We start from the raw sequence: 15264 nt of genomic DNA on the forward strand, positions 1-15264 counted from the left end.
CCTGATACCGCGAATCGGAGGTGGGTCATGTCGAAATTCGAGTCTCAAGCCATACCGGCATTGGGCAAGGGACGGCGCAAGAGCTTGAGCCTGGACCAATCCAGCCTGGTGACGTTCACGCCGCTGTTCGAGAACAGCTCGATTCCCCTGCTGTGTACGCCGAACGTTCCTGGCGTGGGGCTGGCGCAGTGGGCCGGGGAAAACCGCGAGCTGCTCCAGGAAAAGCTCGACCGGCACGCAACGTTGTTGTTCCGCGGCTTCGCGGTGCAGGACATCAACGAATTCAACCAGTGCGTCGATTCGATTTCCGGTGGTGCCCTGGAGTACCTGTTCCGGGCCTCGCCGCGGACCCAGATCACCAAGAAACTCAACGTCTACAGCTCCACCGACTACCCGGCCGTGGAAAAGATCTTTCCCCACAACGAGCACTCCTATTCCCCGGTGTTTCCGCTGCACCTGTATTTCTACTGCGACGTGCCGTCGACCACCGGCGGCGAGACGCCATTTGGCGACACCCGGCATTTGCTGGCGCGGATCGATCCACAGGTGCGCGAAGAGTTCCAGCGCAAGCGCGTGCTCTATGTGCGCAACTATGGCGACGGCATGGGGCTGCCCTGGCAGACCGTGTTCCAGACCGACAACCGCGCCGAGGTCGAGGCCTATTGCGCGAAGATCGGCGTGACCCCGGAGTGGAAATCCGGCAACCGCCTGCGCACCCGGCAACAGGGCCCGGCCATGGTCCGGCATCCGCGTACCGGCGAGAGCGTGTGGTTCAACCATGCGACGTTCTTCAATGCCCTGACCCTGCCAGAGAGCATCCGCGACAGCCTGCTGGCGGAGTTCGCGCCCGAGGACCTGCCGCAAAACACCTTCTTTGGCGATGGCAGCCCGATCCCCGATGACTACATCACCCATCTGCAACAGCTCTATCGCGAGGTGATGGTGGAGTTTCCCTGGGAGAAGGGCGACGTCGTGATGCTCGACAACATCCTCACCCTGCACGCCCGCAACGAATATTCAGGCCCGCGCAAAATACTCACAGCCATGGCCGTCCCGCTGAAAAGCACCGACGTGGCCATTGGTTAAGGACATCAGCATGACCGACTTTTCCCAAGCAGAGACGTTTCAGATTTCGGCCCAGCAGGCCGCGATTCTTTCCCAGCAGCAGTACCTGGGCCAGCCGCTGGCGGCGCAGGCGCTCCTGTCCTTCGACACGCCGCCCGAGCGTGCTGTGCTGGAGGCCGCACTGAACGAGGTGTGCCAGCGCCACGAAATCCTGCGCACCCGCTACCGGCAGGTGCCCGGCTTCAAGCAACCGGTGCAGGAAATCACCCCCCAGGTGCGCCTGCGCCTGTCGCTGGAAGCGGGGCGCAGCCTGCAACAGGCCCGTGCCGAGGATCGCCTGGCCCTGGCCGAAGTGCCCCTGGTGGCCTCGCTGCTGGATCGTCAGTTGCTGATCAGCGTGACCCTGGCCAGCTGTGACCGCCAGTCTCTTTCATTGCTGATGACCGAACTGCAGCAACTGTGCGCGGGACGGCAGTTGCCAGCGTTCGACAGCCTGCAGTACGCCGATTACGCCGCCTGGCAGAGCGAGCTGGGGGAGGAGGCGATCGGTCGCGAAGGCCTGCAGTTCTGGCGCACTCTGTATGCCGGACACCAGCCGGGCGTGCGCCTGCCGTTCGAGCGCCGCCTGGACTTTGCGCCGCAGTTGCAGGAATGCCGCCTGGACACCGATCTGGCACCGGCATTGCGCCAATTGGCCAGTGCGGCCGAGCTGAGTGTCGAGGACAGCCTGCTGTTCCTCTGGGCCGGTTTCCTCGCCGGGCTGAGCCAGCAGGACTCGCTGTTGGTGGCGCTGACCGTGGACGGTCGCAGCGACCAGTTGCAGCAGACCCTGGGCCATTTCAGCCGGCGCCTGCCCGTGGCCGTCACGTTGCAGCCCCAAGCCACCTTGCAGGACAACCTGCAGGCGTTCCGTCATCAGCTGGACCTGAGCCGCTCTTGGCAGGATTGCCTGAACGAGCTGGAAGCGTTCGGCGCCGAGCAGCCCCGTCCCCTGGACCTGGGTTGCTCCTACAGCGAAGGCGCCGAGGTGCAGGAGCTGCTCCTCGATCGGGCGTACTTCGAGAAGCTGCACCTGCAGGCCCGGGCCGAGGCCGACCAGCTGTCGCTGCAACTGAGCTGGCAGCCCCGTCTGCTGCCCGACGGCCTGCCTGCCGCCTGGCTCGAACAGTTCGCCCAGTGGCTCAAAGCGGCCGCCGCGGACAGCAGCCTGACCCTTGAGCAATTGCCGTTGGTCAGCGCTGATCAGGCGCAGCGCCTGTTGCAGGATTTCGATCGCAGCGCGGACCTGAGCGCCGCCGATGCACCGCTGCTGCACCAGCTGTTCGAAGAGGCCGCCCGGGCCTTTCCCGAGCGTGCCGCGATCCATGTCGATGGCCGGGAAATCACTTACGCCGAGCTCGACCGTCAGGCCAATCAGCTGGCCCACAGCTTGCGCCAGCAAGGGGTCGACAGCGACGCCATCGTCGGGGTCTATGGGGCGCGTTCCATCGAGATCGTGGTGGCCCTGCTGGGGATTCTCAAGGCCGGTGGCGCCTACCTGCCGCTGGACCCGGCCTATCCCAGCGAGCGCCTGTCCTTCATGCTCGAGGACGCAGCGGTGCGCTGCCTGATCAGCCTGCAACCCCTGCATCCGGACATCGTCCTGCCGGCCGACCTGCCCCAGATCAGCCTGGACCCTCAACTGTTGAGCGGCAACGCCCAAGCGCTGCCCAGCCGCAGCACGGGCGACAACCTTGCGTATGTCATCTATACCTCGGGCTCCACCGGCAAACCCAAGGGCGTGATGGTGTCCCACGCCAATGCCAGCACCTCGACCCTGGCCCGCGGCGCGTTCTACCAGGCGCCCCTGGAACGTTTCCTGATGCTGTCCTCGTTCTCCTTCGACAGCTCCGTGGCGGGGATCTTCTGGACCCTGAGCCAGGGCGCGACCTTGTACCTGCCCAGCGAAGAACAGCACAAGGACCCGCAGCAGGTCGCCGAGCTCATCGACGCGCAGCGGATTTCCCACTTTCTGGCCCTGCCATCGTTCTATGCGCAAATCCTCGAAGCCCTGCAGCAGCCGTCACTGCGCTGTGTGATCGTGGCCGGCGAAGCCTGTCCGGTGGAGCTGGCCCTGCGGCACCGGGAACGGCTGCCCGAGACCTTGCTGGTGAATGAATACGGCCCTTCGGAAAGTGCGGTCTGGTGTTCGGCTTTCGCCGTGGAGCAGCCGCTTGTGGATGAGCGGGTGGCCATCGGTGGCGCTATCGCCGGTACGCGACTGCGGGTGCTGGATGAAGAAGCCGGACTGGCCGGTATCGGGCGCGAGGGCGAGCTGTTCATCGGAGGTCCGGGCCTGGCCCGTGGCTACCTCAAGCGTCCGGCCCTGACCGCCAGTCGCTTCCTCCCGGACCCGTTCGCCAGCACCCCCGGTGCGCGCCTGTATCGCACCGGGGACCGGGTCAGCAGCTTGCCCCAGGGCACGCTCGACTACCTCGGTCGGATTGACTTCCAACTGAAGATCCGAGGCTTTCGCATTGAGCTGGGCGAGATCGAAAGCCTGCTCGGACAAGCTGCCAATGTGCGCGAAGCCGCTGTCGTGGCCCGGGACACGGCGGCCGGCAAACAGTTGGTGGCGTATGTGGTGCTGGCCCAGGTCGACGACCGCGAGGCCCAGGAGCAGGCCCTGCTGGCCCAGCTGCGCGAGCAGTTGCCCGAGTACATGGTGCCGTCGTTCCTCAGTGTCCTGGAGCGTTTCCCCCTGACCCCCAACGGCAAGCTGGACCGTAACGCCCTGAGCGCTCTGGAGCTGCAAGGCAGCGCCTATGTGGCGCCGCGCAACGAGCTGGAGGCCACCCTGGCCGCCATCTGGCAAGAGGCGCTGCAACTGGAGCGGGTCGGTGTGCATGACAACTTCTTTGCCCTGGGCGGCCACTCGCTGCTGGCCACGCGCATTCGCTCCAAGGTGCAAAGCGAGCTCAACCTGTCCTTGCCGCTGCGGGTGTTCTTTGAGGGCGAAACGGTGGAGCTGCTGGCCCGACAGGTCGAGCTGCATCGTGATTCCGGGGTGACAGGGGACAAGGTCGATGCCTTGGAAGCCCTGTTTGCGGAGGCCCAGGAGTGATGAATCCGTTACCCGAGCGCATGCTGGCGCTGTCCAAGCGGTTCGCCGCGTTCAGCCCCCAGGAGCGTAGCGCCTTGCAGCGCAAGATGATCGAGCAGGGGCTGTCCCTGGACCTGTTGCCGATCCCTGGGCGCAGCCAGGACCAGACGCTGATGTGCGCGTCCTATGCCCAGCAGCGCCTGTGGTTTCTCTGGCAACTGGAGCCCACCTCCAGCGCCTACAACCAATTGGCGGTGCTGCGCTTGCAGGGCGACCTGCAGGACGCTGATCTGCAACGCAGTATCCAGTACCTGATCGACCGCCATGAGGTGCTGCGCAGCACCTTCAGCCTGGACGGCCAGCAAGTGATGCAGGTGATTCATCCGCAGCGCGAATTCCTCCTGCAACGGCTGGATTACAGCCACCTTGAGGACGCCGGCCCACAGGTGGCCGAACAGGTGACGGAGCAGGGCGAACGCCCCTTCGACCTGGAGCACGACCTGCTGTTGCGGGCGACCCTGATCAAGCTCGGGCCCCAGGAACATGTGCTGCTGTTCTGTACCCATCACATCATCAGTGATGCCTGGTCGCTGCCGATCCTGGTGGGCGAGGTGACCAGCGCCTATGAGCACTGGCGCCAATACCAGCGCGCGCCGGACCTGGCGCCGCTGGCGGTGCAGTACGCCGACTTCGCCGTTTGGCAGCGCCTGTGGCTGGAAGCCGGTGAAGCCGAGCGGCAGCTGCAGTACTGGCGCGAGCGCCTGGGCAGCGAACCCTTGACCCTGGAACTGCCTCTGGACCGGCCGCGCCCGCCGCTGCGCAGTGCCCGGGGCGGGCGCCACGCCATGGTCTTCGATCAGGACCTGGACCGCGGTGTGCGCGAACTGGCCGCGAGTACCGGCTGCACCCTGTTCATGGTGCTGCTGGCGTCCCTGCAGGTGCTGCTGCAGCGCTACAGCGGTGCCCGCAGCATTCGCGTGGGCACGCCGGTGGCCAACCGCACGCGGGCCGAAGTCGAGGGGCTGATCGGCTTTTTCGTCAACACCCAGGTGCTGCAGGCCGAGATCGACCCGCAGCAGTCATTCAGTGCCTTGCTGGCCCAGGTCAAGACCCGGGTGCTGGAGGCCCAGGCGCATCAGGACCTGCCGTTCGAACAACTGGTCGATGCCCTGCAGCCTGAGCGCAGCTTGAACCAGAGCCCCTTGTTCCAGGTGCTCTACAACCACCTGGCGGGGGACAACGAAGGCGCGCGGGTGGAGATTCCCGGGCTGAAGATCGAGGCCCTGGCCAGCGACAGCGAAGCCGTGCGCTTCGACCTGACCTTCAACACCCATGAAGAAGGCGGACGCCTGCAGGGGGCGCTGGTCTACGCTAGCGACCTGTTCGACCCGCAGACCATCGAGCAGATGGCCCGGCATTGGCACAACCTGTTGCAGGCGGTGGTGCGCGAACCGCAGCGTCGCCTGGGCGAACTGCCGATGCTCGATGCGGCAGAGCGCACGCAGATACTGGAGCAGTGGAACCTCGGCAGCGCCTTTGAGCGTCCACCCTTGTCGGTACCGGCCTGTGTCGAGGCGCATGCGCTGCGCAGCCCCGATGCGCCGGCCGTGGTCTGCGCCGGGCAGCAACTGACGTATCAACAGCTCAATGCGCAGGCCAACCGCCTGGCGCGTCAGCTGCGCGAACGCGGCGTGGGGCCGGATGTGCTGGTGGGCATTGCCGCGCAACGCTCGATCGAGATGATCGTGGGCCTGCTGGCGGTGCTCAAGGCCGGCGGCGCCTACGTGCCTCTGGACCCCGAATACCCGCAGGAACGCCTCAACGGCATGATCGAGGACAGCGGGATTACCCAGTTGCTGGCCCAACAGCAGCTGATCGGGCGTTTTGCCGATCTGCCCGGGCTCTGTATCGAGCCCCTCGAGGATTCGCCGGCACGCCAGGCCCTGAGTGCCGACAACCTCGAACCCCTGACGGCTCCCGGACACCTGGCGTACGTGATCTTCACGTCCGGCTCAACGGGGCGGGCCAAGGGCGTGACCATCAGCCACGGCGCCCTGGCCAACTACGTGGCGGCCATTCATCAGCGTCTGCCGCTGGCGTCGGCCCGCAGCATGGCGCTGGTGTCCACGCCGGCGGCGGACCTTGGGCACACGGTGCTGTTCGGTGCCCTGTGCGGCGGCCAGGCGCTGCATGTGATCAGCGCCGATCTGGCGGTGGACGGTGCGGGCCTGGGCCAGTACCTGCAACAGCAACAGATCGATGTGCTGAAAATTGTCCCCTCGCACCTGGCGGCGCTGTTGGGTGAGGACAATGGCGCGGTGCTGCCACGTCAATGCTTGGTCCTGGGTGGCGAAGCCTGCCCGGTGAGCCTGGTTGAGCGCATCCAGCGCCTGGCGCCGCAGTGCCGGATCGTCAACCACTACGGGCCGACCGAAAGCACCGTGGGCGCCCTGACCCAGGCCGTGGAGGGCGACTGGTCCCAGGCTGCGTCGATTCCCCTGGGCCGGCCGCTGGCCAATGTCCGCGCCTATGTGCTGGACAGCGAAGGCCAGCCGGCCGCCGTCGGCAGCCTGGGCGAACTGTATCTGGCCGGTGCCGGACTGGCCCGTGATTACCATCGGCGCCCTGAGCTGACCGCTGCCAGCTTCATCCCCGATCCTTTCGACCCGCAGGGCGGCGCCCGCCTGTACCGCACTGGCGATCAGGTGCGCTACCGCCGTGACGGCAGCATCGAGTTCTGCGGGCGCATCGACCAGCAGATCAAGATTCGTGGCTTCCGGGTCGAGCCGGGAGAAATCCAGGCCTGCCTGCACAGTCATCCCTGGGTGCGCGAGTGTGCGGTACTGGCCCTGGATGGACCCCAGGGCAAGCAGTTGGTGGCCTATCTGGTGTGCCAGTCCGGGCTCGACCCGGATCAGTGCAAGGAAGGGCTCAAGCAGCACATGAACGCGCACCTGTCGGCCCATCAGGTGCCCAGCCATCTGCTGTTGCTGCCGGCGCTGCCCCTGAGCCCCAACGGCAAGCTGGATCGCCAGGCTTTGCCGCGCCCTGAGCAGGGCCGTCCGCAGGACCTCTACCGTGCGGCACAGAACCCCGTGCAACAGACACTGGTGGATATCTGGCAGGAGGTCTTGAACCAGCCGCGAATCGGTATCAACGACAACTTCTTCGAACTCGGTGGCGACTCGATCATCGCCATCCAGATGGTCAGCCGCGCACGCCAGGCGGGCTTGCAGATTTCCTCCCGGGACGTGTTCCGCAGCCAGAGCATTCTTGAGCTGGCAGCGGTGGCCAAGCAAGGCACGGCCTTGTTCATCGATCAGGGACCGGTGCGTGGCCCGATGCCGCTGACGCCGATCCAGCAGGTATTTTTTGCCAGCGACATTCCCCAGCGCCAGCACTGGAACCAGTCGCTGCTGCTGACCCCTCGCGAGCCGTTGCAGGTGCCGCTGCTGGAGCGCGCCCTGAACCAACTGCTGGTGCAGCACGATGCGTTGCGCCTGAGGTACCGACAGCACGCCGGCCTCTGGCAGGCCGAACACCAGGAGCATCCCGAGCCGGTCAGCCTCTGGCGGCAGTGGGTGGCGGATGCCGCAGCTATTCAGGCACTGGGCCAACAGGCCCAGAGCAGTCTCGACCTGGAACAGGGGCCGCTGTTGCGCGCGGTGCTGATGGACCTGGACGATGGCAGCCAGCGTTTGCTGCTGGTCATCCATCACCTGGTGGTGGACGGCGTGTCCTGGCGGATTCTGCTGGAGGACCTGCAAAGCCTTTATCGGCAGTTGGCCGAGGGTGCGGTGCCGGTCCTGCCGTCCAAGACCAGTGCTTTCCAGGATTGGGCCGTGCACCTGCAAGACTGGGCGCAGCGCCTTGGGCACACCGACGAACTGGATTACTGGTGCCGGCAACTGGAGCAGGCGCCTCAGGGCCTGCCCCTGGACTATCCCGCCGGGGCGAACCTGGCGTGCCATGGCACGGCGATCAATGCCCGGCTGCCTCGGGAGCTGACCAGCCAGCTGTTGCAGGAAGCCCCCAAGGCCTATCGCACCCAGATCAACGACCTGTTGCTGGCCGCCCTGGCGCGCGTGATCTGCCGTTGGACCGGGCATTCGCAGATGCTGGTGCAGTTGGAAGGTCACGGGCGCGAGGAACTGTTTGCCGATGTCGACCTGTCGCGTTCGGTGGGCTGGTTCACCAGTCTCTATCCGCTGTGCCTGACTCCGGCGCAGCCACTCTCGGATTCGATCAAGGCGGTCAAGGAGGACTTGCGTCGGGTCCCGGCCAATGGCCTGGGTTATGGCGCGTTGCGTTACCTGGGGCCGGACGCGGTCCGCGAACGCCTGCAGGGGCTTGCGCAGCCGAGGATCACCTTCAACTACCTGGGGCAGTTCGACCAGAGCTTCGACTCGCAGTCACTCTTGGCTCCGGCGCCGGAAGCGGCCGGTGACGAACGTCACCACGAGGCGCCACTGAGCAATTGGTTGACGGTCAACAGCCAGGTCTATGGGGGCGAACTGTCCCTGAGCTGGAGCTTCAGCCATCAGTTGTTCAAGCCGCAGACGGTTCAGCGCCTGGCCGATGATTACCTGCTGGAACTGCAGGCGCTGATCGAGCATTGCACCCTGGATACCTCGGCGGGCGTCTCGCCATCGGACTTCCCCCTGGCCGGGTTGAACCAGGCTCAGCTGGATGCGCTGCCGGTGGCCCCACGTACCATCGCCGACTTGTACCCCTTGTCGCCGATGCAGCAGGGCATGCTGTTCCACACCCTCTACGAGCAGGCCAGCGACGATTACGTCAATCAGCTCCGGGTGTCGGTGCAGGGCCTGGACCCGCAGCGTTTCCGCCGGGCCTGGGAAGATGCCCTGCAGGCCCACGACATCCTGCGTACCTCTTTCCACTGGCAAGCGGAGCTGGAGCAACCGGTGCAGATTGTCCAGCGTCAGCTGGTGCTGCCGTTCCGGGTGCTCGACTGGTCGGACGGGCAGGCCAGCGAGCCTGCCCTTGACGCGCTGGCCGGCGAAGAACGCAGCCTGTGTGCGCATTTCGACCGTGCACCGTTGTTGCGCCTGTGCCTGGTGCAGACCACGGCCCAGGACTACCAACTGATCTACACCAACCACCACATCCTGATGGATGGCTGGAGCAGTTCGCAGTTGATGAACGAGGTCCTGCAACGCTACGCCGGGGTGGTGCCGCCACAGGCTCCGGGGCGTTATCGCGACTACATCCAGTGGCTGCAACGCCAGGATCTGAGCGCCTGTGAACGTTTCTGGCGCGAGCAACTGGGGCGTTTATCGACCCCGACCCGGCTGGCAGGCAGCATCGCCCTGGAAAACCCGGGCGCGGATGCCGGCCATGGCGAGTTCCACCATGATTGGACCCAGCCGTGGACCGAGCGCCTGGTGGCCTTCGCCCGGCAGCAGAAAATCACCGCCAACACCCTGTTGCAGGCGGCCTGGCTCCTGCTGTTGCAGCGCTATACCGGACAGAGCACCGTGGCCTTTGGCGCGACGGTGGCGGGGCGTCCTTCGGAGCTGCCGGGGATCGAGCAGCAGATCGGTCTGTTCATCAATACCTTGCCGGTGATCGCCACCCCCGATGCGCAGATGAGCGTGGCGCAGTGGCTGCAACAGGTGCAGGCGCACAATCTGCAACTGCGCGAATACGAACATACGCCGCTCAACGATATCCAGCGCTGGGCCGGCAGCAGTGGTGAAGCGCTGTTCGATACCCTGCTGGTCTTCGACAACTACCCGGTGGCCCAGGCCCTGGAGCAGGAGGAGGCTTCCAGCGTGCGCTTCGGTGCCGTGCACAGTCGTGAACGCACCAACTATCCGTTGTCGGTGGCGGTGGCGCTGGAGCAGCGCCTGAGCATCAGCTACGGCTATGCCCGGGAGGCCTTCAGCGCGGCGGTGATCGAGCGCCTCAACGGCCATCTGCTGCACCTGCTGGCGCAACTGATTGATAACCCCCAGTTGCAACTGGGCGCCATCGAGCTGCTGACCCCGGCCGAGACGGCGAGCCAATGCATAGCGCCCGTCGCGCCGGGGATCGAGCCGGCGGTACACGAGAGCATCGGTGCCCTCGCACAACGCTGGCCGGAGCGTCAGGCGGTGCTGTTTGCCGGGCAACGCTTCACTTACGCAGAACTGGACCAGCGGGCCAACCGCCTGGCCCATGAACTGGTGGCCCGTGGGGTCGGCCAGGAGGTCCGGGTCGGCGTGGCATTGCCCCGGGGCGAGGGGCTGCTGGTGGCCTTGCTGGCGGTGCTCAAGGCCGGCGGCGCCTTCGTGCCGCTGGATCTGAGCTACCCAGCCGACCGCCTGGCCTACCTCATGGCGGATTCCGGCATGGCCCTGTTGCTCAGTGACACCGAGTCGTTGCAGCGCCTGCCTTCGGCCGCCGGTCTGGCGGTGCTCGATCTGTCGCGCCTGGAGGTCGGGCAGCATCCGCTGACCGCGCCTGCGGTAACAGTGGCGCCAGAGAGCCTGGCCTATGTGATCTACACCTCGGGTTCCACCGGTCAGCCCAAGGGCGTGACCGTGGCCCATGGTCCGCTGGCGATGCACTGTCGCACCACCGGCGAACGCTATGGCATGACGCCCGAGGACTGTGAACTGCACTTCCTGTCGTTTTCCTTCGACGGCGCTCATGAACGCTGGCTGACCGCCTTTGTCTGCGGCGCCAGCCTGCTGCTGCGTGACGACAGCCTGTGGACCCCGGAGCAGACCTGTGAAGCGATTCGCCGCCATGGCGTGACCATGGCCGGTTTTCCTCCGGCGTACCTGCATCAGTTGGCGGAACATGTGCAGCGGGTCGGCAATCCGCCGCCCATGCGCCTCTACAGCTTTGGCGGCGATGCCATGCCGCAGGCCAGCTTCGAGCTGGTCCAGCAGGTGTTGCGTCCCCAGTACATGATCAACGGTTACGGGCCCACCGAAACCGTGGTCACGCCGCTGGTGTGGAAAACCGCTGCCGGTGAGCCTTGCAAGGCTGCTTATGCGCCCATCGGCCATTGCGTCGGCGAGCGCAGCGCCTATGTCCTGGATGCCGATCTCAATCCCTTGCCAGTGGGGGTCGCCGGAGAGCTGTACATCGGCGGCAATGGCTTGGCGCGAGGTTATCTGCAACGTTTCGCGCAGACCGCCGAACGCTTTGTTCCCGATCCCTACAGCCCCTTGGGGGGACGTCTGTATCGCACCGGGGATGTGGTGCGCCAGGGCAGTGACGGGGTGTTCGAGTACCTGGGGCGTATCGACAACCAGGTGAAGATCCGTGGCTTCCGCATCGAGCTGGGCGAAATCGAAGCGCGGTTGATGGCCCACGAACAGGTCAGCGAGGCGGTGGTTCTGGCCCAGGACACCGCCCATGGCCGGCGGCTGGTGGCTTATCTGGTGCCGGCCGCGACCGCGCGTGAGGACGAGCAAGACCAGGAAAGGTTGCGTGAAACCCTGCGCCAGACGTTGAAGGCCTGCCTGCCCGACTACATGGTGCCGTCCTATTGGCTGTTTCTCGAACGCTTGCCGCTGTCGCCCAATGGCAAGCTGGATCGCAAGGCGCTGCCCATGCCGGAAATGGTCCAGGCCAGCCACGCCTATGTGGCGCCACGCAGCGATCTGGAGAAGCGCCTCGCACAGATCTGGCAGGACGTGCTGAAGCTGGCGCAGGTCGGTCTGACCGACAACTTCTTCGAGCTGGGCGGGGACTCGATCATCTCCCTGCAGTTGGTCAGTCGAGCGCGTCAGGCCTCGATCCGCTTTACCCCCAAGGACCTGTTCGAGCAACAGACCATCGGAGGGCTGGCGGCGGTGGCGCAGTGCGGGGTGCAGGACGACATCGACCAGGGACCGGTGAGCGGCGACATGCCGCTGCTGCCGATCCAGCGTCTGTTCTTTGCCGAGCCGATTCCCCAGCGGCACCATTTCAATCAGTCGGTGCTGCTGATTCCGGCCACGCCCTTGAACCCGCTGGCCCTGAAGCAGGGCTTGCGAGCCTTGCTTGAACATCACGACGGATTGCGTCTGCAGTTCCAGCAGGGGAGCGCAGGCTGGAGTGCCAGCCATGGTCCGCTGGATCAGTCCGGGCCCGGTCCGGACCTGTTGTGGCAGGCCGAAGCCGCCAACGCCGCCGAGCTGGAGCAGCTCTGCGAGAAGGTCCAGTGCAGCCTCGACCTGCAGCGCGGGCCTTTGTTGCGGGCGCTGTTGGTGACCCTGGCGGACTCCACTCAGCGCTTGTTGCTGGTGGCCCATCACCTGGTGGTGGATGGCGTGTCCTGGCGCCTGTTGTTCGAGGACCTGCAAAGCGCCTACACCCAGGCGCTGGCCGGGCAAGCGCTGCAGTTGCCTGCCAAGAGCAGTTCCTATCAGGCCTTTGGCCGACGCCTGCAAGCCTATGCCCATGGGCCCGAGGCCCGGGCCGAACTGGCCTACTGGCGCGCGCAACTTGCGGGCGCACAGGCATCGTTGCCTGGGGTCGAACCTGGCACCCAGGCCTTGAGCCGTGACGCTGGCAGCGTGCAGGTCCAGCTCGATGCCGCGACCACCCAACGCTTGCTGCAACGCGCTCCAGCCGCCTACCGGACCCAGGTCAACGATCTGTTGCTGGCGGCCCTGGCCCAGGTTATGGGGCAGTGGACCGGACAGCCTTCGACCCTGATCCAGCTGGAAGGCCACGGGCGTGAGCAACTCTTCGAGGACCTGGACCTGAGCCGCACCGTGGGCTGGTTCACCTCGGTGTTCCCGGTGCGCCTGAGCGCCGGGGACAGCGCCGAGTCTTCGATCAAGCGGATCAAGGAACAGCTGCGGGCCATTCCCAACAAGGGGATCGGCTACGGTGCCCTGCGTTACCTGGGGGATACCGCCAGTCGCGAGGCGTTGCAGGGGCTTGCCCAGCCTCGGGTCACCTTCAACTACCTGGGGCAGTTCGACGGCAGTTTCGATGATCCTCAGGCGCTATTCATTCCGGCGCCCGAGGCCCATGGCGCGGATGCCAGCATCGATGCGCCCCTGGGCAACTGGCTGTCCATCAGCGGCAAGGTGTACGACGGCCAGTTGCGCCTGGACTGGAGCTTCAGTCAGCGCATGTTCGACAGTGCGCAGATCGAGTCTTTGGCCCAGGACTATGTCCAGGCGCTGCAGGCACTGGTGGAGCATTGCTGCCAGGCCCGCGGCGGCGTTACGCCATCGGACTTCCCGCTGGCGCGGCTGACCCAGGAACAGCTCGACGCCCTGACGCTGGTGCCGGCGCAGATCGAGGACATCTACCCATTGGCGCCGATGCAGCAGGCCTTGTTGCAGCATGAGTTGCAGGACCATGAGGCGGGGGACTTCGTCAACCAGATGTGCATGGATGTGCAAGGCGTCGACCCGCAGCGACTGCGTCAGGCCTGGCAGCAGGCCATGGATACCCATGAGATCCTGCGCAGCCGTTTTGTCTGGGGCGGGTCCCTGGTGCAGCCGCTGCAGGTGGTCCACAAGCAGGTCGAGGTGCCGTTCCAGGAGCTCGACGGTACTGTGTTGAGCAGCGCTGCGCTGGAGCGTCTGGCCCTGGCTGACCGGCTCAAGGGCTTCGACCTGTCCCAGGCGCCGTTGCTGCGTCTGCAGGCGATCAAGCTGGGGGAGGGACGCTACCGGCTGATCTGTACCAACCATCACATCCTGTTGGACGGCTGGAGCGGGTTCCAGTTGTTCAACGATGTGTTGGCGGCCTACACCGGGCAGGCCATCAGTCACCGACCGGCTGGCTACCATGACTACATTGCCTGGCTGCAGGCCCGTGACCAGCAGGCCGACGAACGCTTCTGGCGTGAACAGCTCAAGCCACTGAAGGTGCCGACCTTGCTCAGTGCCTGCGCGATGGCCCAGGGCGATCGGCAGCGGGGTGGGCATCGTCAGCATTACTTCGAGTTCGACGAGGCCCAGACCGAGCAACTGACCCGTTTCGCCCGGCAGCAGAAGATCACCGCCAACACCCTGGTGCAGGCGGCCTGGCTGTTGCTCCTGCATGTGCATTGCGGTCAGTCGACGGTGGCCTGCGGCGCCACCATCGCCGGCCGCCCGCCACAGCTCAAGGGCATCGAGCAGCAGTTGGGGCTGTACATCAACGATGTGCCGCTGGTGGCCAGTATCGAGCCGGGTCAGCGTGTGGGTGATTGGCTGCAGGAACTGCAAGGGCGCAACCTGCTGATGCGCGAGCACGGTTACAGTGCCTTGAGCGATATCGAACGCTGGGCCGGGTTGCCGGGCGGGGAGTTGAGCGACACGGTGATCGTGTTCGAGAACTATCCGGTCAGTGCGGCGTCGGCGGGTGGGGATGTCGGTGATTTGCGTCTGGAGAGCATGCACAGCTTCGAGCAGACCAGTTCGGCGTTGACTTTGTATGTCGAGCTCAAGGGGCAGTTGCAGTTCCACTATGACCATCGTCTCAATGCCTTCAGCGAGGCGGCGGTAGAGGCGCTGAATCTGCAGTTGGTGCAGATGCTCTGGCTGTTGGCCGATGGTTCGGCGGAGCGGTCGCTGGCGCAGGTGTTGGCGCAGCAGGGCGGGACGCCGGTTAGGCGGGAGGTGCTGTTAGGGGTTTAGGTATCGTTGATTGGTGTGATGGGCGGGAGGACAGGTGACTGTTCTCCCGTTTTTTTTGGATGGGGGAAATCTGGTGGTGGTTGGGCTTTTGCGGCGTGGGTTGGAGTACAGGTCCATTGCTGCGGGGCTGGCCGCTGGCGGTTGGGAGGGGGCATATCCATTGCTGCGGGTGCGGCGGCTGGCGGTTTCGCCCTTACGGCGAGTCACTTTGGGGCCCCAAAGTAACCAAAGGGCTTTGCCCCTCCACTCGGTGCCTCGCATAGCGAGGCATGCCCGAACTCCGGCATTGATCCGTGGGCCGCCGCCACCGGCCATCCCTGGCCGGGTGGCGCCTAACCCGGCATCCCTGCCGGGTTACCCACGGCTCAATACCTGCGTTCGGCCATCGTGGTTAACGGGGGCGTTCAGATCAAGATCAAGATCAAGAGCCAGACGGCGGCCTTGCGGCCGGCCTGAAGCTGAACGCGCGCACTCATTCCCCTGAAGCTGGCTTGCCAACAAGGCTTTGGCTCGGGCGCTGTATGGCTTGCGGGC

The 15264-nt window shown here is 65.5% G+C and carries 3 protein-coding genes; all 3 read left to right on the forward strand.

The window, feature by feature from the left end; genetic code table 11:
- The first annotated feature begins 27 nt into the window (after window positions 1–27).
- From J5M73_RS23940 to J5M73_RS23950, 3 genes are read left to right on the forward strand one after another with little or no spacing between them, the layout of a single operon-like run.
- A complete protein-coding gene (locus J5M73_RS23940; protein ID WP_060840287.1) occupies window positions 28–1086 on the forward strand; it encodes a TauD/TfdA family dioxygenase in 1059 nt (352 codons plus the stop codon).
- 10 nt (window positions 1087–1096) lie between these two features.
- Window positions 1097–4168, forward strand: a complete 3072-nt coding sequence (locus J5M73_RS23945) for a non-ribosomal peptide synthetase (protein ID WP_102861760.1) — start codon at window positions 1097–1099, stop codon at window positions 4166–4168.
- Window positions 4168–14730, forward strand: coding sequence for a non-ribosomal peptide synthetase (locus tag J5M73_RS23950; RefSeq protein ID WP_102861759.1), 10563 nt, complete (start codon window positions 4168–4170; stop codon window positions 14728–14730). The genes J5M73_RS23945 and J5M73_RS23950 overlap by 1 nt, the downstream gene beginning before the upstream one ends.
- The last annotated feature ends 534 nt before the right edge of the window (window positions 14731–15264 follow it).

The organism is Pseudomonas sp. 50_B, assembly GCF_017491625.1.
Taxonomy (GTDB): Bacteria; Pseudomonadota; Gammaproteobacteria; order Pseudomonadales; family Pseudomonadaceae; genus Aquipseudomonas; species Aquipseudomonas danubii.

Bases quoted from the DNA above. Each gene is read 5' to 3' on its own strand.
- J5M73_RS23940 (WP_060840287.1), top strand. From the start codon at position 28: ATGTCGAAATTCGAGTCTCAAGCCATACCGGCATTGGGCAAGGGACGG.
- J5M73_RS23945 (WP_102861760.1), top strand. From the start codon at position 1,097: ATGACCGACTTTTCCCAAGCAGAGACGTTTCAGATTTCGGCCCAGCAG.
- J5M73_RS23950 (WP_102861759.1), top strand. From the start codon at position 4,168: ATGAATCCGTTACCCGAGCGCATGCTGGCGCTGTCCAAGCGGTTCGCC.